General features: G+C 33.9%; 19 protein-coding genes. 5 read left to right on the forward strand and 14 right to left on the reverse strand.

All coding sequences use genetic code 11. The features are described from left to right. Window positions 1-183 precede the first annotated feature (183 nt). The gene (rlmB, locus tag FA048_RS07550; RefSeq protein WP_136839631.1) at window positions 184-951 is read left to right on the forward strand and encodes a 23S rRNA (guanosine(2251)-2'-O)-methyltransferase RlmB; all 768 of its coding nucleotides are present in this window, start codon (window positions 184-186) and stop codon (window positions 949-951) included. A 15-nt stretch (window positions 952-966) separates the two neighbouring features. Here rlmB and FA048_RS07555 read toward each other — a convergent pair whose 3' ends face one another. Together FA048_RS07555 and FA048_RS07560 are read right to left on the reverse strand one after the other, a co-directional pair. Further along, a complete protein-coding gene (locus FA048_RS07555) occupies window positions 967-2,058 on the reverse strand; it encodes a mannose-1-phosphate guanylyltransferase (protein ID WP_136839632.1) in 1,092 nt (363 codons plus the stop codon). Between the two features lie 21 nt (window positions 2,059-2,079). Next, entirely contained in the window at window positions 2,080-3,045 is a 966-nt protein-coding gene (locus FA048_RS07560; RefSeq protein WP_136839633.1) for a KpsF/GutQ family sugar-phosphate isomerase, read from the reverse strand. Window positions 3,046-3,132: 87 nt separating this feature from the next. On the opposite strand from FA048_RS07560, the gene recQ reads away from it, so the two are divergent. From recQ to FA048_RS07575, 3 genes are all read left to right on the forward strand, one after another. Next, window positions 3,133-5,322 (forward strand): DNA helicase RecQ, encoded by a 2,190-nt coding sequence (gene recQ / locus FA048_RS07565; protein ID WP_136841230.1) that lies wholly within the window; start codon window positions 3,133-3,135, stop codon window positions 5,320-5,322. A 66-nt stretch (window positions 5,323-5,388) separates the two neighbouring features. Further along, window positions 5,389-6,198 (forward strand): 3-deoxy-8-phosphooctulonate synthase, encoded by an 810-nt coding sequence (gene kdsA / locus FA048_RS07570; RefSeq protein WP_136839634.1) that lies wholly within the window; start codon window positions 5,389-5,391, stop codon window positions 6,196-6,198. Then, window positions 6,199-6,924 carry a YqjF family protein gene (locus tag FA048_RS07575; RefSeq protein WP_136839635.1) on the forward strand — a complete coding sequence of 242 codons (726 nt, stop codon included), beginning with the start codon at window positions 6,199-6,201 and terminating at the stop codon, window positions 6,922-6,924. Between the two features lie 3 nt (window positions 6,925-6,927). Here the strand turns inward: FA048_RS07575 and FA048_RS07580 are convergent, their stop codons facing one another. Genes FA048_RS07580 through FA048_RS07590 form a run of 3 tightly spaced genes read right to left on the reverse strand, consistent with a single transcriptional unit; the run spans window position 6,928 to window position 9,924 of the window. After that, window positions 6,928-7,356: a DUF6526 family protein gene (locus FA048_RS07580; RefSeq protein WP_225872506.1), complete on the reverse strand. Its 429-nt coding sequence runs from the start codon at window positions 7,354-7,356 to the stop codon at window positions 6,928-6,930. After that, window positions 7,356-9,251, reverse strand: coding sequence for an OmpA family protein (locus FA048_RS07585; protein WP_136839637.1), 1,896 nt, complete (start codon window positions 9,249-9,251; stop codon window positions 7,356-7,358). Before FA048_RS07585 ends, FA048_RS07580 begins: the two co-directional genes overlap by 1 nt. 49 nt (window positions 9,252-9,300) lie before the next feature. Further along, a complete protein-coding gene (locus FA048_RS07590) occupies window positions 9,301-9,924 on the reverse strand; it encodes a 7-carboxy-7-deazaguanine synthase QueE (protein ID WP_136839638.1) in 624 nt (207 codons plus the stop codon). Window positions 9,925-9,970: 46 nt separating this feature from the next. Between FA048_RS07590 and FA048_RS07595 the strand changes: the two genes are divergently transcribed. Next, entirely contained in the window at window positions 9,971-10,306 is a 336-nt protein-coding gene (locus tag FA048_RS07595; protein ID WP_136839639.1) for a Rieske (2Fe-2S) protein, read from the forward strand. A 199-nt stretch (window positions 10,307-10,505) separates the two neighbouring features. Here the strand turns inward: FA048_RS07595 and FA048_RS07600 are convergent, their stop codons facing one another. The 9 genes from FA048_RS07600 to FA048_RS07640 all read right to left on the reverse strand — a co-directional run bounded on the left by FA048_RS07600 (window position 10,506) and on the right by FA048_RS07640 (window position 20,401). Next, window positions 10,506-10,928, reverse strand: a complete 423-nt coding sequence (locus tag FA048_RS07600) for a PIN domain-containing protein (protein WP_225872507.1) — start codon at window positions 10,926-10,928, stop codon at window positions 10,506-10,508. Next, window positions 10,928-11,188, reverse strand: coding sequence for a DUF6364 family protein (locus FA048_RS07605; protein ID WP_136839640.1), 261 nt, complete (start codon window positions 11,186-11,188; stop codon window positions 10,928-10,930). The genes FA048_RS07600 and FA048_RS07605 overlap by 1 nt, the downstream gene beginning before the upstream one ends. Window positions 11,189-11,287: 99 nt before the next feature. Then, window positions 11,288-12,169: a bifunctional 5,10-methylenetetrahydrofolate dehydrogenase/5,10-methenyltetrahydrofolate cyclohydrolase gene (locus FA048_RS07610; RefSeq protein ID WP_136839641.1), complete on the reverse strand. Its 882-nt coding sequence runs from the start codon at window positions 12,167-12,169 to the stop codon at window positions 11,288-11,290. Between the two features lie 61 nt (window positions 12,170-12,230). Beyond that, entirely contained in the window at window positions 12,231-14,018 is a 1,788-nt protein-coding gene (lepA, locus tag FA048_RS07615; RefSeq protein WP_136839642.1) for a translation elongation factor 4, read from the reverse strand. Window positions 14,019-14,344: 326 nt separating this feature from the next. After that, window positions 14,345-17,272, reverse strand: coding sequence for a GH92 family glycosyl hydrolase (locus FA048_RS07620; protein WP_136839643.1), 2,928 nt, complete (start codon window positions 17,270-17,272; stop codon window positions 14,345-14,347). Between the two features lie 4 nt (window positions 17,273-17,276). Continuing rightward, complete coding sequence (locus tag FA048_RS07625; protein WP_136839644.1) at window positions 17,277-17,723, reverse strand: hypothetical protein; 447 nt, start codon at window positions 17,721-17,723, stop codon at window positions 17,277-17,279. Then, window positions 17,720-18,484, reverse strand: coding sequence for a copper homeostasis protein CutC (locus FA048_RS07630; RefSeq protein WP_136839645.1), 765 nt, complete (start codon window positions 18,482-18,484; stop codon window positions 17,720-17,722). Before FA048_RS07630 ends, FA048_RS07625 begins: the two co-directional genes overlap by 4 nt. A gap of 66 nt (window positions 18,485-18,550) precedes the next feature. Beyond that, window positions 18,551-19,582, reverse strand: a complete 1,032-nt coding sequence (locus FA048_RS07635) for a N(4)-(beta-N-acetylglucosaminyl)-L-asparaginase (protein ID WP_136839646.1) — start codon at window positions 19,580-19,582, stop codon at window positions 18,551-18,553. A gap of 15 nt (window positions 19,583-19,597) precedes the next feature. Further along, the gene (locus tag FA048_RS07640; RefSeq protein ID WP_205943452.1) at window positions 19,598-20,401 is read right to left on the reverse strand and encodes a nitrilase family protein; all 804 of its coding nucleotides are present in this window, start codon (window positions 20,399-20,401) and stop codon (window positions 19,598-19,600) included. Window positions 20,402-20,414 lie beyond the last annotated feature (13 nt).

Raw genomic sequence — 20,414 nt, forward strand, 5'->3', positions numbered from 1 at the left:
CAAAATTAAGTAAAAGAAGCATCCAATTTTTATTTCTTTTTAAACAGACTGTGGATTAAGAAGTTGTATTTAATTATTGTTTTAACATCTTTTATTTATTTGTAAACAATTAAATGTTAATAAGGAGACAAACAATTCGCCACAGAAATTTATTTAAATTACTTTTGTAGCAGATTAAAAAGTATGGATAATTTTAGAAGACCGCAACGCGTAAAAGAGAATAACGAATTTGTTTTTGGAATAAGGGCTGTTATAGAAGCTATAAAGGCAGGACGAGATATTGAAACAATTTATTTGCAACGTGGTTTAGCTGGCGAATTATTTACAGAGTTGAAAACTTTATTGCATGGCACTTTAATTCCATTAAATTCTGTTCCTATCGAGAAATTGAATAGGATGTCTCAGAAGAACCATCAAGGCGTTATTGCGGTAATTTCTCCCATTACTTATCAAAATATTGAAGATATTATACCTGCTATTTTTGAGAAGGGGGAGACCCCATTAATTTTAGTTTTAGATAGTGTTACCGATGTTCGTAATATGGGTGCAATTGCTCGTACAGCGGCATGTGTTGGTGTTCATGCTATTGTTGTTCCATTAAAAAATGCTGCTCAAATTAATGCTGATGCAATTAAAACATCTGCAGGTGCTTTATTTAGCATTCCAATTTGTAGACATTCAAATTTGCATAAAACCTGTTTATTTTTACAAGACAGTGGTTTGCAAATAGTAGCCTGTACAGAAAAAACCAATGATTTAATATATGTTCCTGATTATACTTTACCCACAGCAATAGTAATGGGATCTGAAGATGAAGGAATTTCTAATGAATTGTTAAGGGTGGCCAACTATCTAGCTAAAATACCAATGGCAGGTAAAATAGAATCATTGAATGTTTCTGTTTCTGCTGGAGTGATTTTATATGAGGCAGTGAGACAACGAAATACCTAAATTTTCTTTAGGGTTTTATATAAATTTATTTCCAAATTTTAGCTTAACGTCTGCAACGATATTTTTTACACTTTGCTCTTCAGAACGAGGACAAATTAATAATGTGTTATTGGATTCTACTACAATATAATCATGCAGGCTTTGTAGAATTACCAATTTGTTGGCAGGAACATTTACCATACAATTAGAAGAGTCGAACATCATCACTTGCTCAGAAGGAATTACAGCATTACCAACATAATCCTTTTCAGCCATTTCATAAATTGAAGCCCAAGTTCCTAAATCAGACCAACCAAAATCTGATGGTAAAACATATACATTGTCTGCTTTTTCCATGATTCCAAAATCTATAGAAATATTGGTACATTGTAAATAAGCATTTGCAATAAATTCAATTTCGTTCTTGGTATTGTAAAAAGATTTGCCCTGATTAAAAATCTCATGCATATCTGGTAAGTGCTTTTCAAATGAATTATTAATTGCCTTAGCAGACCAAATGAATATACCTGCATTCCAAAGAAAATCTCCACTTTGAAGGAATGACTGAGCTAATTCCAGATTTGGTTTTTCTGTAAATGTTTTTACTTTGTGTATATCACTATCAGTTTTTAAAACATCATCATTGTATTGAATATAGCCATAGCCGGTATCTGGTCTATTTGGCTTAATGCCTAAGGTTATCAAACATTTATTATTTGCAGCTGCTTCCATAGATTGCTCAATGGCTGTTATAAAACCTTGCTGGTTAGCTATTGTATGATCTGAAGGGGCAACAACTATTACTGCATCAGGATTTAATTCAGCAATTTTCATAGAACCATATGCAATACAAGGTGCTGTATTACGCATAATTGGTTCGGCTAAGATTTGATTATCCTCAATATTTGGGATTTGCTCTTTTATTAAATTTACATAAATATCATTGGTTACAATAAATATGTTTTCTGCAGGACAAATCTGCAAAAATCTTTCATAGGTACTTTGAATTAATGTTTTACCTACACCAAAAAAATCGATAAACTGTTTAGGGAATTCTGTTCTGCTTACTGGCCAAAAACGACTGCCTACACCGCCAGCCATAATTAATGCGTAATTATTTTTATTCATTTATAGCAAAGATAATCTTATTTAAATAATACCTTCTTGTAAAAGGTCATGCATATGTATTAATCCATAATAGGTATCGCCACTAGTAACCAATAATTGTGTGATATTGTTTGCTTTTATTATTTCTAATGCATACAACGCTAATTCATCTTTGTCAATCCTTTTAGGATTTATATTCATTAGATCTGATGCCTTGATATTTTCAATTTCTGTATATCTTTCAAGCATTCTTCTTATGTCACCATCAGTTATAATACCTAGTATTTTTTCATCAGCAATAACAATAACAGCACCTAAACGGTTTTTACTAATTTCTATTATTACGTCTTTAACAGATGCATCTGGCTTAATACTTGGTCTTTCATTTTTTAAGGCCAAATCACCAGCCTTTAAGTATAACCTCTTACCAAGCGAGCCCCCTGGATGATAGCGAGCAAAATCTGCTGTGTTAAATTCTCTAGCTTCTAATAGGCAAATCGCTAAAGCATCACCCATAGCCAATTGAGCAGTTGTACTTGTTGTAGGAGCTAAATTATGTGGGCAGGCTTCTTTATCAACAATAGTATTTAAAACTAAATCGGCTTGTTTAGCTAAATCAGAATCAACTTGACCTAACATGCCTATTAACAAGTTGTTAGACTGTTTTAAAAGGGGAGCAAGTAATTTAATCTCAGGTGTATTTCCACTTTTTGACAAACAAAGGACAATATCATCTTTTTGGATCATACCTAAATCTCCATGTACAGCATCAGCTGCATGCATAAAAATTGCGGGTGTACCCGTAGAATTAAAAGTTGCTACAATTTTTTGTGCTATGATTGCGCTTTTTCCAATCCCTGTAACAATAACTCGACCTTTACTGTCTAAAATGGCCTGTACAACTTTAACAAAATCATCGTTAATATGTTGTATGAGGTTTAAAATAGCATCTGATTCTAACTTTAAAGTAGATGTAGCAGATTCGATAATAGATTTTTTACTTTTCAAAGAGAATTTATTAGTATATTGATGCTTTAATTACTGCAAAATTATGTTATTTTGAACAATAATAGCACAGAATATTTGATACAAAAAATGGACGTGAAAAAGTCGTTGTTTGATAACTTACAAACTTTCTTCGGTTTTGATAATTTTAAAGGAGACCAAGAGCCCATCATTACTAATATATTAGAGGGGAAAAATACGTTCGTAATTATGCCAACTGGTGGTGGTAAGTCTATTTGCTATCAGTTGCCAGCATTAATGAGTGAAGGAACTGCAATTGTGATCTCGCCTTTAATTGCATTGATGAAAAACCAGGTTGATCAGTTAAGAGCATTTGGAGGAAGTGATAGTATTGCACATTTTCTTAATTCATCTTTAAATAAGACCGAAATTACACAAGTTAAATCTGATTTACTTGATGGACAGACTAAGCTACTTTATGTTGCACCCGAATCTTTAGCTAAACAAGAAAATATTGAATTTTTAAGGTTGCTTAAAATTTCTTTTGTGGCGGTTGATGAAGCACATTGTATTTCTGAATGGGGTCATGATTTTAGACCAGAATACCGTAAAATTAGGCAGGTAATTACAGGTTTGGGAGAACATATACCTATTATTGCCCTTACAGCTACGGCAACTCCTAAAGTACAACAGGATATTATCAAAAACCTGCAGATGACGGATGCAACTTTGTTTAAATCGTCATTTAATAGACCCAATTTATTTTATGAAATCCGTCCTAAACGAGATGTTATCAAAGAAATTATTAGATATATTAAATATAACACTGGTAAATCTGGGATAATATATTGTTTAAGCCGTAAAAAGGTAGAGGAAGTTGCAGAAAGCTTAAATTTAAATGGAATTAAGGCACTGCCTTACCATGCAGGCTTAGAGCCTAAAGTAAGAGCAGATACTCAAGACAAGTTTTTAATGGAAGACGCCGAAGTAATTGTGGCTACAATAGCTTTTGGTATGGGAATAGATAAGCCAGATGTGCGTTTTGTAATTCACCATGATATTCCAAAAAGCATGGAAGGTTACTATCAGGAAACTGGTAGAGCTGGTAGAGATGGCGGAGAAGGGTATTGTTTATCATTTTACGCACAAAAAGATGTAGATAAACTGGCTAAGTTCATGAAAGATAAACCAGTTTCTGAGCGTGAAATTGGAACCCAAATCTTAAAAGAAGTAATAGATTACGCAGAATCTGGCGTTTGCAGAAGAAAGCAAATTCTACATTATTTTGGAGAAAACTTTAATGAAACTGGTTGTAATTGCATGTGCGATAATTGCAAAAAACCAAAACAACAGTTTGAAGCCGAACAGCATTTATTAATCTTTTTAAAACTAATTCAATCTACAGACGAAAAGTTTGATGATACGCATTTGTTAAACATTTTTATGGGTAGCGAAACAGCTCAAACTATAGCGTACGAACAGAATAAATTACCAGAGTTCGGTTTAGGGAAAGAAGAAGGAGAAATTCTATGGAAATCTCTCATTAGACAAGCTGTTTTGAATAATTTTGTTTCTAAGGATATTGATAGTTACGGTGTTCTTAAATTAACAAAAGCCGGCAAAGAGTTTATAGAAAACCCTTATAGTTTAAAATTTATTTTAAACGAATTAATAGAAAGTGCTGCTGATGATGACGAAGAGGATGTTAAACATGGAACCGGAGCTTTAGATACCCAGTTATTAGGATTACTTAAAGATTTACGCAAGAAAATTGCTAAGCAAAAAAGTGTTCCACCTTTTGTTGTTTTTCAAGATCCGTCTTTAGAAGAAATGTGTACTCATTATCCAATAACAATGGAGGAGCTGAAGCAAATTTCTGGGGTTGGCCATGGTAAAGCGGTTAAATTTGGTAGCCCTTTTATTGAGCTGATTAAAAAATATGTTGAGGACAATGATATTGAAAGACCAATTGATTTAGTAATTAAAACTCAAGCGAATAAATCTGCTTTAAAAGTTTCAATCATTCAAAATATAGATAGACAAATTGGATTAGAAGATATTGCTCGCTCAAAAGGTATTACTTATTTTGATATTTTGAAAGAAGTAGAGGCAATAGTTAATTCGGGCACAAAATTAAATTTAGGTTATTTTGTTGATGAAGTAATTGATGAAGACAGACAAGATGAAGTTTTCGATTACTTTAGGGCAGCTGATAATGACTCTATTGATGAAGCCTTAAGTGATTTAGGCGAAAGCGATTACACTCGCGAAGAAATACAACTGATGAGAATTAAATTCATGTCTGAATTAGGAAATTAAAACATAGATGTGAGATGTTAGTATTGCGTAGTTATCTCAATCCGCAATACCCAATACCAAATAAAAATGCTACAACTAGATAAACTCAAACACCAAGATTCAAATAATTTCTTTTTAATGGCTGGTCCTTGTGCGATAGAAGGCGAAGAAATTGCTTTACGCATAGCTGAAAGGATAGTTTCATTAACAGATAAATTAAATATTCCATTCATTTTTAAAGGTTCTTACCGCAAAGCGAATAGAAGTAAAGGAAGTTCTTTTACTGGTATTGGCGATGAAAAAGCACTAAAGATTTTAGAAAAAATCGGGAAAATATTTGATGTGCCAACTGTAACAGATATCCATGAAAGTGGAGAGGCAGCAATGGCAGCGGCTTATGTAGATGTTTTGCAAATCCCAGCTTTTTTATGCCGACAAACAGATTTGTTAATCGCAGCAGCAGAAACTGGAAAAGTTGTTAATGTTAAAAAGGGTCAGTTTTTATCTGCAGGTTCTATGAAATTTGCAGTTGATAAAATTAAAGATTCAGGAAATAATAGAGTTATTCTTACTGATAGAGGTAATACTTTTGGCTATCAAGATTTAATCGTTGATTATCGTGGTTTACCAGAGATGCAAAGTTTTGGTGTACCAGTGGTGATGGATTGCACTCATTCTTTACAACAACCAAATCAGAGCAGTGGTATTACAGGTGGTAAACCAGAATTGATAACAACCATTGCTAAAGCAGCAATAGCAGTTGGTGCCGATGGATTATTTATTGAAACTCATCCTGACCCTGCAAACGCAAAATCTGATGGAGCTAATATGTTAAATTTGGCTTTGCTTGAAGAGTTATTATTAAAGTTAATTCGAGTTAGGCAAGCTGTGATCTAAATGACTGGCAATAATATCTTTTTATCAGCTGATTGGCGTAAATTAGCTTTAGCTCAATATGAAGTAGATAAAGAAATTCTATTAAAATATCTTCCGCCATTTACAGAATTGGATGATTGGCAAGGCAAATATTACGTAAGCCTTGTTGGATTTATGTTTTTAAATACCAAATTAAAAGGCTTCCACATTCCGTTTCATGGTAATTTTGAAGAAGTTAATTTGAGGTTTTATGTAAAATATAAAGATGAAACTGGAGTATGGAAAAGAGGGGTGGTATTTGTAAAAGAAATTGTGCCAAAACCAGCAATTACCTTTATTGCAAATACAGTTTATAAAGAAAACTACCAAACTTTGCCAATGAAACATTGTTGGATTACAAACAATAATGAGCTTTTTGTAGAGTATGCTTGGAAAACTAAAAATTGGAACACATTTTCTGTAACAGCAAACCGAAACAGCGAGCCAATAGCAATTGCTAGTGAAGAAGAATTTATCACCGAACACTATTGGGGTTATACAAAAATTGGATCCAATATCACTTCAGAATATGGTGTAGAACATCCGCGATGGGAAATGTATCCTGTAAAAGATTATAAAATTGATGTGGATTTTGAAAGAAATTACGGTATAGATTTTGGTTTTCTATCTAATGCAAAACCGGATTCAGTAATGTTAGCAGAAGGTTCAGCAATTTATGTCAAAAAAGGTCAAAAGTTAAAATCTTGAATTTTACAATCGGTAACGATCCTCTCTCCATTTTTTTATTGAAGCTTTAATTTCTTTTGAAGATAACTTCTCTGCAATAGCTCTATCAACAAGTATAATTAGTTCTTCATCAGAGGCAAAGCGTAATGCGATGATTTGACTTCCTCTAAGTTCTTGAGGCAGTAATTTTCCAGCAAGAGAAAAGTACCTTAAGTTTTCTTGAGCAAAAATTGCTCTATCTTGTGCTTTAAGTGGGAACTGCCTCACATACCAAAATAGAATAATGGCAATCAGAAATAAAATCAACAACAATGCTGAGTTATAATGATTAGCGTTACTTAAGGAATGATAAAAATTAATTATTGCTCCAATTGTACCGATCAATATTAAGAAAGAGAGTACAAAATGATACCCTTTTACATATCTGCTATGATTTTTTAAGTTCTGTTCCATTATATTTTTGTAATGATAAATTCTGTTCTTCTATTTTGTTTTCTACCTTCTTCGGTTATATTATCGGCTTGAGGTTTTGTTGCTCCGTAACCTTTATAACTTAATCTTTTCTTTTCAATGCCATTGCCAATTAAAAAATCATATACAGCTTTTGCTCTATTTTCAGATAGCTTATCGTTTAATTTAACATCTCCAACATTATCCGTATGACCCTGAATTTCAATCGCAACATTTTGATTGTTTTTGAGTAGCTCTGTCAAAATATTTAACTCAACCATTGATGATGGCAAAAGTTCATATTTATTCGTGTCAAAAAAAATGTTTTGAAGTGTAACATTGCTACCGACTTTTATTTTTTCTAATAGAATTTCAAATTCAAATGGTTTATTTCCTTCGATCTTTTCTAATTCAAAATGCTGTGAGTTAAATAGATATCCATCTGCATCTACATTGAAGCAATATTGGCTTCCAATAGGCATAACTGCCATAAAATCTCCAGTTTCTTTTGATGTATAGTCGTTAAAAACAGGGTTATTTGTTTTTAAATCAATTACTAAAACATTTGCTTCAAGCAATTCTTTGGTATCTTTATCTCTAACAATACCTTTAACATAAGTAACTTGTAGTGGTTTCACCTTCTCTGGCAATTTGAAATGATAAACATCCAAATCACCAAAGCCCCCATCTTTCATATTGGATGAGAATAATCCTTCTGTTCCATCTGCTGTAACAATTAATCCAATTTCTTCATTATAAGTATTAATAGGATAACCTAAGTTAATTGGAGTTGTAAATTTTCCACCTTCACCAATTCGACTGTAGAAAATATCTTTATCTCCAAAACCTGGCCATCCGCTTGATGAAAAATACAATGTTTTTCCATCCGCATGGATAAACGGCGTATTTTCATCGTAGATTGTATTGATTTCTGGCCCTAAATTTATTGGGGCTGTCCACTGGCCTTCATTAGTAAGTGTGCTCTTCCAAATATCATACCCACCAATTCCGCCAGGTCTATTGCTCACAAAATAGAGCGTAGAACCATCTGGACTAATTGAGGGTTGAGATTCCCAAAATTCAGAATTGATTGCTCTCCCTAAATTAATGGTTTTGCCCCATTCGTTTCCTTCTTTTCTTGATACATAAATATCACATCTACCTAATCCATCAGGGCGATTGCAACCTGTAAAAAACAAATATTTTCCATCTGGTGATATAGATTGTGCACCTTCATTATAATTCGGTGTATTTATTTTATTGCTTAGGGATTGAGCTTTGTGCCACTCATTGTTCTCTTTTGTAGAAATAAAGAAATCCTCATTTCCATCAACAACACGTGTAAAAATAATAGTTTGGCCATCTGCAGTTAGGGCAGGGAAATAATCACGATTTGGACTATTAATATAAAAGCCCATATTTATAGGTTCGTATTTGGTTGGTGATTTTATGGCAGTTATCGCAAAATCACAATCTAGAATATACTTTTTGGTTCTATGTATAAAGTCTCCATCATTACCCGTATATTTTTGTTGAAAAAACAAAAAATTAGATTTAGCATTTATATAGTCGCCAGAAAGCAATTCGCTTTCTCCTAATACATAATAAATTCTAGGCTCTATTGTTGGTGCTGAACTAACAGCTTTGCGATAATTTTCCTTTGCTTTTAGATAAGTTTTTAGTCTTCTATAAATATCCCCAAGTTGGATATAAGCCATTTGAAATTTTGGATCTAATCTAATAGCTTCATCTAAGTGTTTAATGCCATCGTCATAAATATTCTGTCTTAAGTATTGCTGGGCATCTTCAAAGCTTTCTTGCGCTTTCTTGTTGAGAGAATTCTGGGCATTAGCCGAAAATGTAAACAAGCAGAAGAAAAATATGAAATATTTTTTCATTTAAGCCATTTGAGTTGGTAATGACTAATGTAAATAAATTATCGAATAATTAAGGGATATTGAGGAATTTATGCGTTTGCAGAGATATCTCCCATTTTGGATTTGCCATTACATAGTCAACTATTAGTGGCGTCATCTCTTTAGATTTAGACCACTCTGGTTGCAAATAAAGCTTACATGTTGCAGAAACACTTTCGGCGTATTTCTCAGCCCATTCGAAATCGCTTTTGTTAAAAACAATAACTTTTAATTCATTAGCAAAGGGAGTAATATCTGGCCTGGGTGCTTTAAATTTCTTTGGAGAAAGGCAAATCCAATCCCAAGAACCCGAAAGTGGGTATGCGCCAGAAGTTTCAATAAATGTTAAGATACCTTTGTCTTGTAGTTTTCTGGTCAAATAATCTAAGTTATAAATCAATGGTTCCCCGCCAGTTACAACAACAGCTTTACCCGGAAAAGTATCTGCTTTTTCAACAATATCATCAGAAAGAGTGAGTGGATGTAATTCTGCATCCCAACTTTCCTTTACATCACACCAATGGCAACCAACATCACAACCTCCTAAACGAATAAAATATGCAGCTTTTCCGGTATTGTATCCTTCTCCTTGTATTGTGTAAAATTCTTCCATTAAAGGAAGTAATGTGCCATCTTCTGGTATATTGTGTGCCATTTCGTAAATTAGAGCGCAAATATACACATTCAAAAAAGCAGAAAAGATGATTTGGGTAAAGGTTTTGTCAAAACAAGAAACTGAAAGAGAAGATTTTGTAGAAATGGCAAAGGCCGATAGTAAGAAAATTTGTATTGTTAAACACAACGGAAAGTTTTCTGCTATTCAAAATACTTGCCCACACGCTGGAGGAATTCTAAGTGGAGGCTGGTGTAAGGAAGGTAATATTATTTGTCCAATACATCGCTGGGAATACAATTTAACAAATGGAAGAGGAGCAGAGGGGCAAGGAGATTATATAGATATCTATCCAACAGAGTTGAGAGAAGATGGATTATATGTTGGCTTTAAGCAAAATTGGATTAAAAAGTTATTTTCTTAGTCACTTGTCATCCAGAACGAAGTGAAGGATCTATTCTGAAAAACTCAATTCTGAGATAATTTCGCATTGTTCTATATTACAATTTAAGGAGGTCGTCATTGCGAGAATTGTTTTCACAATCCGAAGCAATCTCCCTCTAGTTTTACTTTAATAGGAGATTACTTGGTGCCTTTAAATGACGAAATATGAGCGAAAATTCTTAATTCAATAAATATCGATTGAAAAATGCTACACAATCCAATACTTCAATTTCAGAAAAATAAAAATCCTCAATGTCTTCAGTAACTATGCAAGTACATTTATTTTCTTTAGCAGCATAATATTCTAAACCATCTTCAAAATCATGTATTTTCTTATTACTTAAAGTTTTAAGTACACCATCTGTTAAATTTTCTGCAATAATTATATGCTCACAAAGTATATCAATTTTTTGCTTGGCTAATTTAGATTTATGCTTTTTCTCTGCAAAATAAAAAGCAATTGCTAAACAAAGAGGAGAGGTGTAAACCTCAAATTTTGGATGAGAAGCTAAACTTAAAATCCTAGATGAATAAGTAAATAATGGATATTCTTTGTTTAAAACAGAAACAAGAACATTAGCATCTAAGAAAATTCTTATCATTATTTTTTAGATGAAAAGAACTCATCCTTGTTAGATTTACGAGATGTTTTTGGAGCTCTTTTGTATTCTACTTCACCTTCTGCAACCATGTTAACCCAATCTGCAACTGGAAAATCTTCTAGTGATTTGTATTGTGTAGATGTAACCTGAGTTAATAAATGCTCAATTAACCTAGATAAACTAATATTGTTATCAGCAGCATATTTTTTAGCCTTTGTTACAACTTCTTGATTGAAGCTTAAAGTTAATTTCGCATCCATATTCTTTTGATTAATAATCAAAGATAATAATTAATACGTGAATTAAAAATTATCTATACGTATTAATTGGTTTTTCGCTTGAAGCTTTTACCTTTCTGCTTAAGAGTATATTTCTCCTTTTGCTGATGCCAATGTGTTTTTTAACAAACCAACTATAGTCATTAAACCTACACCACCAGGAACAGGAGTAATCCAAGATGCTTTTGGAGCTACATTTTCGAAATCAACATCACCAAACAGTTTGTAACCAGATTTAGTTTCTGTTGAAGTTTCTCTATTGATACCTACGTCAATGATGATAGCACCAGGCTTAACCATATCTGCAGTAACAAAATTCTTTCTGCCAATTGCTGCAACAACGATATCGCCTTGCAAAACCATTTCTTTTAAATTATGAGTTTTGCTATGTGTAAGAGTAACGGTACAGTTTCCTGGGTTAGCGTTACGAGCCATTAAAATACTCATCGGACTACCTACAATGTTACTTCTACCTACAACAACACAATGTTTACCAGTTGTATCAATGTTGTAAGCTTGTAACATCAATAAAATCCCATAAGGAGTAGCAGGAATAAAACAAGGTAAATTACGCATCATCCTGCCTAAGTTAACTGGATGAAATCCATCAACATCTTTACGATAATCAATAGTTTCCGTAACTTTTTCTGGATCAATATGTTTAGGTAAAGGCAACTGCACAATTAAACCATCAACATCAGTATCTTTATTTATTTCTTCAATTTTAGCTAATAGTTCAGCTTCGGTTACCGAGTTGTCATATCTAAATAGTGAAGATTTAAAACCAACCTTCTCACAGTTTTTCATCTTGCTAGCCACATAAGTTTCACTACCACCATCATTACCAACTAATATGGCAACTAAATGTGGCTTGCGTCCACTTTGCGTTAAAAAAGCTGCTGCTTCTGCTGCTATTTCTGTTTTTATCTTTTCTGATGCGAATTTGCCGTCGAGTAATTGCATATTTATAAGTATCGAGTATCTAGTATCAAGTATCTAGAATTGCAATGTCTTGCTACTTGGTTTAATCTAATTTTAAAACTGCCATAAACGCTGATTGTGGAATTTCTACGTTTCCAACCTGGCGCATACGTTTTTTACCTTTTTTCTGTTTTTCTAATAACTTACGTTTACGAGAAATATCACCACCATAACATTTAGCAGTAACATCTTTACGTAAAGCACTAAGTGTTTCGCGAGCAATAACTTTGGCACCAATAGAGGCTTGTATTTTAATCTCAAATTGCTGACGAGGGATTAATTCCCTCAACTTATCGCAGATTTTTTTACCAAAATCATATGCATTGCTACGGTGTATCAAAGATGATAATGCATCAACGGGTTCTTCATTTAACAACAAATCTAAACGCACCAAGTCAGATTTACGGTAACCAATTTGATGATAATCGAATGAAGCATAACCCTTAGAAATTGTTTTTAACTTATCATAAAAGTCGAATACAATTTCTGCCATCGGTATTTCAAAAATCAATTCAACTCTATCAGAAGTTAAGTAAGATTGATTAACAATAGTTCCTCTTTTTTGAATACAAAGTGACATTACTGGACCAACGAATTCCGCTTTGGTAATAATATTCGCTTTAATAAAAGGTTCTTCAACAGAGTCCAATTTACTTGGGTCTGGTAAATCTGAAGGGTTATTTACAATAAATTCATCGCCTTTGGTAGTGTGTGCAATATATGATACGTTGGGAACCGTAGTAATTACCGTCATATCGAATTCACGTTCTAAACGCTCTTGGATAATTTCCATATGCAGCATTCCTAAGAAACCACAACGGAAACCAAAACCTAATGCGGCAGAACTTTCTGGTTCAAATACGATAGAAGCATCATTCAGTTGCAACTTGTGCATTGCCTCACGAAGCTCTTCAAACTCATCAGTATCAACAGGATAAATACCTGCAAATACCATTGGTTTTACTTCCTCAAAACCTTGAATTGCACCAGTAGCTGGTCTAGCAACATTGGTAATCGTATCACCAACTTTTACTTCACGAGCCTCTTTAATTCCAGAAATGATATAACCAACATCACCAGTTTTAACTGATGTTCTTGGTGACATATCCAATTTCAAAATGCCAACCTCATCAGCTAAATATTCTTTACCAGTGTTAATGAATTTTACTTTATCACCTTTTTTAATTTCACCATTAACTACTTTGAAATAAGCAATAATTCCTCTAAAAGAATTAAAAACGCTATCGAAAATCAATGCTTGTAATGGTGCTTCTGGGTCACCCACAGGAGCAGGAACACGGTCTACAATTGCTTGCAAAATTTCAGGAATTCCCATTCCTGTTTTACCAGATGCAGGAATAATTTCTTCTCTTTTACAGCCAATTAAATCAATAATTTGGTCTTTTACCTCTTCAGGCATCGCCCCAGGCAAATCCATTTTATTTAAAATCGGAATGATTTCTAAATCGTGCTCTAATGCCAAATAAAGGTTAGAAATTGTTTGGGCCTGTATACCTTGAGATGCATCTACAATCAGTAATGCGCCTTCACAAGCAGCAATAGAACGAGATACTTCATAAGAAAAATCAACGTGTCCAGGGGTGTCAATTAGATTAAAATTATACTCCTGACCATCAATTTTGAAATTCATTTGTATAGCATGACTTTTAATCGTGATACCACGCTCACGCTCCAAATCCATATTATCAAGCAATTGTGCTTGGGATTCTCGTTGAGAAATCGTCGCTGTATATTCTAGTAACCTATCAGCTAAAGTGCTTTTGCCGTGGTCTATATGTGCAATTATGCAAAAATTACGTATGTGCTTCATCTTTGTGCAAAGATAGTTTTTTTAAGGTAAGATGGGAAACGGAAAATAGAAGATGTTTCAGCAATAAAAAGTATGATTTGAAAAGCAATTTCAGTGGTTTATTTGATATTTCAGTCCAGCTTTACACTGTATTACCGATGAAAAATCGGGAGATGCCGTTTCAATCTGGTTTAGCTAACAAAGGGCTGTGGTACTATTAAAAGTTGTATAGTTTCTTAGGTAGGTGCGTCATTGTGAGCAAAGCGAAGCAATCTTTCCTGTTAGATAGATTGCTTTCCCGAAAAGTCCAGGACAGGCTGGCGTTCCTCTTCGCAATGACGAGTTAGCTATTTAACCGTTATCTCATCAAAAAAAGTATGTGCTTTACCACCAGCACCTTCATGCCAAGCGGGAAGTTCGCCATAATTTTTGGCGATGATTTTAATGTATCTACAATCTAAATTTACTTTTACACCTAATTCTTTAATCTGTATGTTATAATCTTTCGCATCAACTGGCGCTTTAACAGTTCCAATTAACTTGAAATTCATATCGTCGCCAGCGGTATAAAATTCAGTCGATGGGGGAAAAACAATCCAAGCATTTGTATCTTGCAAAGCACCAATACTTACAGAATTTACTTGTTGGTCTTTTCCTAAATCTAAAATAGCTTCGAAATCTTTTCCCCAGAAACCTTGCCACCTATTGCCAACTCTCCAATTGATAGAGCCTCTAACACCGTCAATTAAGGCATCATTTCCTCCGCCAGTAAAGCTTTTGTTAATTTCAGAGTTAATTTTGATGGTATAGTTATTATTAATCCTTTTATAGGTTGCAGTGCTTACATAACTTGTTTTGAAACCTTTTCTGTAAGCGATGGCATTTACAGTTACATCTTTATTAATACCAAATGGAGCTACATATTTTGTTGAATTCTGATTTGGTACAGCACCATCTAATGTGTAATAGATTTCTGTGTTTGGAAGGGCAGAAGTGATGGTAACCTCCGCTTTATCTTTAAAGGTTTCTTGCGGACCATCAATTATAGGATTTGGAACAATGAGATTTTCTGTAATTTTCATCACAGGTTTTTGTAAGCCGTTTAAGTATTTCATATTTGGTGTAGACGACAGCGTAAAATTTAAGGTTGCTCCATTTGCTAAATCTTCAAAGTTTAAAAACAGTTTATTATAGGTTTTTCCATTTAACGAAATTCCTTTGATGTAATAATTTGCATTAGTTTTAGCAGGAGCAGAGATGATGATTTTTTTACCATTCTCTAGGTTAATCGTCATCTTTTTAAACCAAGGTGTTCCGATATTGTACATATTGTTTCCAGGAGAAACGGGATAAATTCCCATAGCACTCATCACTAACCAAGCACTCATTTGTCCGCAATCTTCATTTCCAGACAGACCATCAGGCTGGTCGTGGTATTGCTCATTCATTATTTTGTTAATATAATACTGTGTTTTTTCTGGGTGAGATGTGAAATTAAAAAGATAAGCCATATGATGACTTGGTTCGTTTCCATGAGCATATTGACCAATTAAACCTGTAATATCACTTTGATCACGACCTGTTAAGCCTTGTTTTGTAGTAAATAATTCATCTAATTTTGCTTGATAAGTTTTCTCTCCACCCATCAATTCCATATGTCCATTTATATCTTGCTGTGTACTAAAGCTATAATGCCAAGAATTCCCTTCAGTATAGTTATTATTTACTTCTGTTGGATTAAAAGGCTTCCACCAACCACCATTATTTCTAGCTCTAATATGACCCGTTGACGGGTCGTAAACGTTTTTCCAATTTTGTGCTCTGGTAATGTAAGTTTGATAATCAGCTTCTTCACCAATCATTTTTGCAAACTGAGCAATGCACCAATCATCATAAGCATACTCTACTGTTTTAGAAGCGCTTTCATGTTCCACATCGGCCAGTACTGCACCATTTTTTGCATAAACATCTATGCCAAATTGTTTGCGGTTTACAGCATGTTTCATTGCTTCTAAAGTCAATTTTGTATCAAAGCCTCTAATTCCTTTTGCATAAGCATCAGTTATTACTGGAATAGCATGGTTACCAATCATGCAAAAGGTTTCATCATTAGCCAATGGCCAAATAGGTAATTGTCCACCTTGTTGGTGCATTGCTAAAAAAGTTTTGATGAAGTCTAAAGTTCGCTTCTTATCAATTAATGTTAGTAAAGGATTCTCAGTTCTATAAGTATCCCATAGTGAGAAAACAGTGTAATATTCAAAGTCTTTTGCAGTATGAATTTTATTGTCTAATCCACGATATTTGCCATCCACATCCATATATAAGTTTGGATTAAGTAAGCTATGGTAAAGTGCAGAATAAAAAGTAGTTAGTTGTTTTTTATTAGTACTTTCTGCATCAATTTTTGAGAGTTCCTTGTTCCAAGCTATTTTAGCTTTTGAAAGCACTTTAGTAAAATCCAAACCATCAGTTTCAGCATTCAGATTCTTTAAAGCACCTTTATCATCAACGGCAGAAATTGCAACTCTAGAAAGAATTGCTTCTTGCTCATTTGTTGCAAACTGGATATATAATTTGATGTTTGTTCCTTGAGCTTTTTTAAGTCCAGGTTTCAATTCATCATTAACAACAATACCATAAGCTTTAAAAGGTTTGTTATATCGAACATGAAAATATAGTTCTTGTCCGGTTGCCCAAGCTTTCGATTTTCGGAAACCTTTAATTTCTCTATCATTTACAATTTCAATCCAGCTATCTAAAACTTTATCTCTATGTTTTAAATCGATAATGATATTTGCTTCGTTAGACCTCGGATAAGTGAATTTATATAGTCCTGAGCGTCTGGTGGCTGTAATTTCAGCTTTAACTTTATATTTATCTAAAAAAGTACTGTAATACCCTGGACTAGCTTTTTCATTTTTCTTTTGAAAGGGCGAGGCGTATTGCGTATTTAAAAATTGAGGTTTTCCAAGTGTTGGCATAAAAAGAAAATCGCAATAATCTGCAATACCAGTTCCGCTTAGGTGAGTTTGTGAAAATCCATATACTAAAGAATCGGTATAATGATAACCAGAACAACCATCCCAACCTTCTAATCTTGTATCTGGTCCCGGCTGTATCATCCCAAAGGGAAGGGCAGGCCCAGGATAAGTATGACCGTGGCCACCAGTACCAATAAATGGATTAACATATTGATTATAATCCCTTTTAGTTTGGGCAGTTGCAAAATTTACAAATAGTAAGATTGCTATTAATATTTTAGAGAACTTCATTAAATTAGTTTGTAATAGGTTTTATTTCAACTCTTTTCATTCTAGAGAATGGATAACCATTGCATCCCTTTTTAGGATTTTGTCTATCGGCAGCAGCAGTTTTCTCAGCAATTACGTCAGTTTCTGCATCATAGGCAGTTAAGCAAAATCCCCATAGATAAGGTTCCATCCCACTAAAAGTCATATAATCAATACGTGTGTATTTGTTTCCATCAGCTTTATTTCCAGCATCATTTCTTGCAACTAAATATTGCTTTTCTGGATTCCATTTAATGATGTGGTATTTAGTTTTTGGGTTTTGAACCCACAATGTATCATTTATCGAATAGCTTATTCCGTAATCATCAGTAAAAGTTCCTAATGCAAATTCAGGAGCTTTTTGTTTGGCATTTTGTGCATTAGCGATTAACGCACAAGTGATTAATAATAAAATAATATTTAGTCTTTTCATATAAGCTTTTCTACCATCTGTTTTACTAATTCTGCTGATGTTTGTTGATACTGATATTCATCTTCAATATTCCCCATTTTAGCGGTTTGATTACGGTATTCCATTTTACTTTTCACTGTTATCCTTGCCGAGGAGTGGAAGTTTTTAGCTCCGGTTTTAGTAGCAATCTCTTGAATGTTATGAGGATTTATTCCAGCACCTGGCATAATTTCTATTTTTCCATTGGCTTGTTTAACCAATTTATGGATAGTATCAATTCCTTCGTATGCATTATTTGCTCCACCTGATGTTAAAACCCTTATAAAACCTAACTCAATTAAATCATCTAAAGCTTTTTCCAAATCATTGCTCATGTCAAAAGCTCTATGGAAAGAAACAGGTATCGGCTTTGCTAATTCTATTAATTCAACACAACGTTTTTTGTCTATTTTTCCATTGGTTAATAAAATTCCGGTTACAACGCCATCACAGTTTAATGATTTACAGATTTTGATGTCTTCTTTCATCAATTCGAATTCATCATCAGTGTATAAAAAATCTCCACCTCGCGGGCGAATAATTGGCCATACTTGGATACTTAGTTTTTCTTTACAAAGTTTAATTTGAGCATAACTAGGTGTGGTGCCACCTTCAGCCATATTTTCACAAAGCTCAACGCGATTTGCTCCCCCTTTCTCTGCTGCAAGAGCAGAGGAGAATGAATTTGCGCAGATTTCTAAACCCCAAACTTCTAAAGGGGGCTTTTCCAGTAATGTGTTCATAACAAAGTCGTCATATATTTTGCAATTGATTATTCGGTTTGCAACTCCACCTTTAGGGTCGGGGGTTTAATAATAGCTTTTTCCTTTAACTACCAAATCCTGCTTTTTGCTATCACAAACAGCGTAGCTGAAACCTTGTTGAATAGCATATGCGCCATATTCGCCTTTTTTATTCATTGCTAAAAAGCCAACCTGAATATTTTTAGCGGTTTCAGGCTTCTTTTTAATGATACGCATTACAGCTTCTTTACAAGCTTCTTCTGGTGAATAACCTTGTCGCATTAATTCTACAACCAAGAACGAACCCACATTTCTCACTACCTCTTCTCCGACACCTGTCGATGTGGCCCCACCAATTTCATTGTCAATATATAACCCAGCACCAATAATCGGACTGTCTCCAATACGACCATGTAATTTGTAAGCCATTCCACTTGTAGTGCAAGCACCAGAAAAATTGCCTTGAGCATCCATTGCAATCATTCCAATGGTATCGTGGTTATATTTATTTCCAGGTAATTTATTAGGAGCAGCTTTATCATAAAGCTTATTCTCAATGTTCATTACAGGTTCGTACTTAGCTGTCTTTAACCATTCTTTCCAAGCTTTTTCTGATGATGGAGTAAGGAGGTTAATTTTTTTAAAACCTTGTTCTAAAGCAAACTGCAAAGCACCATCTCCAGCTAACATTACATGCGGTGTTTTCTCCATCACTTTACGAGCCACAGAAATGGGATGTAAGATGTGTTCTAATGCTAAAACAGCTCCGCAATTGCCTTGCTCATCCATTATGCAGGCATCTAAAGTAACTTTACCATCTCTATCAGGTAAGCCGCCATATCCTACAGATTGATTGCTTTCATCAGCCTCTGGTACCCAAACACCTTGTTCAACAGCATCTAAAGCTCTACCATTTTTACTTAAAATTTTCCAAGCATCAGCATTTGCTGCAACACCGAAATCCCAAGTAGAAATTACGATTGGTTTGTTAATAACATTGGTAGCGGTGGGTAGGGTATGAGCTATACTTTTTTTATCAATTGCTAATAAAGCAGTAGATAAAGCCGAAGCTTTTAAAAATTTTCTTCTATTGAGCATTTTGGAGTTGAAATATTAGGATAAACTAAATTCATCAGCATCTTTTAGAAAGGGAAATTGTCTTCTTATCTTTTCTAAATCAGGATAGTTGATGCTAAAAGTATATAAATCTTCATCTTCTGGTTTGTAGTAAACAGTATTGCCATAAGGGTCTATACACATAGAATGGCCACTATGGTAAACTTGATTACCATCATGCCCGACCCTGTTCACACCAATAACATAGCTTTGATTTTCTACTGCACGAGCATGTATCAATGTTCTCCAATGAGATACACGTTTATCTGGCCAACTTGCAACTAAAAGAAGAATATCATATTCAGCATTTTTATTCCTTAACCAAACAGGAAAACGTAAATCATAACAGATAGCTAAACGAATTTTCCAACCTTTTAATTCTACAATAAGTTGCTTATTCCCAGCTTCAAAATTTTTATTTTCATCAGCCATGGTAAATAAATGATGTTTGTCATAATACTGACATTCACCAGTAGGCAACATCCAAATCATTCTATTATAGAAATTGTTATTTTCTTTAATGATTAAGCTCCCAGTAACAACGCAATCATAACTTGAAGCTGTTTTGATTAACCATTGCATGGTTTTACCATCCATTTCTTCAGCCATTTCTTCAGCTCTCATGGTAAAACCAGTATTAAACATCTCAGGTAAAACAATGAGATCGGTTTTCTCTCTAACACCACCAGATAATCTCAATGAGATATTTTGAAGGTTCTTATCTACATTTTCCCAAAACAAATAGGCCTGAAAGACAGTAATCTTTAGGTTTTGAATGTTCAAATATTGTGGACTTTCCATTTTATAATTTTTT

This window comes from Pedobacter polaris (assembly GCF_005116505.1).
Classification (GTDB): Bacteria; Bacteroidota; Bacteroidia; order Sphingobacteriales; family Sphingobacteriaceae; genus Pedobacter; species Pedobacter polaris.

Bases quoted from the DNA above. Each gene is read 5' to 3' on its own strand.
- rlmB (WP_136839631.1), top strand. From the start codon at position 184: ATGGATAATTTTAGAAGACCGCAACGCGTAAAAGAGAATAACGAATTT.
- FA048_RS07555 (WP_136839632.1), bottom strand. From the start codon at position 2,058: ATGAATAAAAATAATTACGCATTAATTATGGCTGGCGGTGTAGGCAGT.
- recQ (WP_136841230.1), top strand. From the start codon at position 3,133: ATGGACGTGAAAAAGTCGTTGTTTGATAACTTACAAACTTTCTTCGGT.
- kdsA (WP_136839634.1), top strand. From the start codon at position 5,389: ATGCTACAACTAGATAAACTCAAACACCAAGATTCAAATAATTTCTTT.
- FA048_RS07575 (WP_136839635.1), top strand. From the start codon at position 6,199: ATGACTGGCAATAATATCTTTTTATCAGCTGATTGGCGTAAATTAGCT.
- FA048_RS07580 (WP_225872506.1), bottom strand. From the start codon at position 7,356: ATGGAACAGAACTTAAAAAATCATAGCAGATATGTAAAAGGGTATCAT.
- FA048_RS07585 (WP_136839637.1), bottom strand. From the start codon at position 9,251: ATGAAAAAATATTTCATATTTTTCTTCTGCTTGTTTACATTTTCGGCT.
- FA048_RS07590 (WP_136839638.1), bottom strand. From the start codon at position 9,924: ATGGCACACAATATACCAGAAGATGGCACATTACTTCCTTTAATGGAA.
- FA048_RS07595 (WP_136839639.1), top strand. From the start codon at position 9,971: ATGATTTGGGTAAAGGTTTTGTCAAAACAAGAAACTGAAAGAGAAGAT.
- FA048_RS07600 (WP_225872507.1), bottom strand. From the start codon at position 10,928: ATGATAAGAATTTTCTTAGATGCTAATGTTCTTGTTTCTGTTTTAAAC.
- FA048_RS07605 (WP_136839640.1), bottom strand. From the start codon at position 11,188: ATGGATGCGAAATTAACTTTAAGCTTCAATCAAGAAGTTGTAACAAAG.
- FA048_RS07610 (WP_136839641.1), bottom strand. From the start codon at position 12,169: ATGCAATTACTCGACGGCAAATTCGCATCAGAAAAGATAAAAACAGAA.
- lepA (WP_136839642.1), bottom strand. From the start codon at position 14,018: ATGAAGCACATACGTAATTTTTGCATAATTGCACATATAGACCACGGC.
- FA048_RS07620 (WP_136839643.1), bottom strand. From the start codon at position 17,272: ATGAAGTTCTCTAAAATATTAATAGCAATCTTACTATTTGTAAATTTT.
- FA048_RS07625 (WP_136839644.1), bottom strand. From the start codon at position 17,723: ATGAAAAGACTAAATATTATTTTATTATTAATCACTTGTGCGTTAATC.
- FA048_RS07630 (WP_136839645.1), bottom strand. From the start codon at position 18,484: ATGAACACATTACTGGAAAAGCCCCCTTTAGAAGTTTGGGGTTTAGAA.
- FA048_RS07635 (WP_136839646.1), bottom strand. From the start codon at position 19,582: ATGCTCAATAGAAGAAAATTTTTAAAAGCTTCGGCTTTATCTACTGCT.
- FA048_RS07640 (WP_205943452.1), bottom strand. From the start codon at position 20,401: ATGGAAAGTCCACAATATTTGAACATTCAAAACCTAAAGATTACTGTC.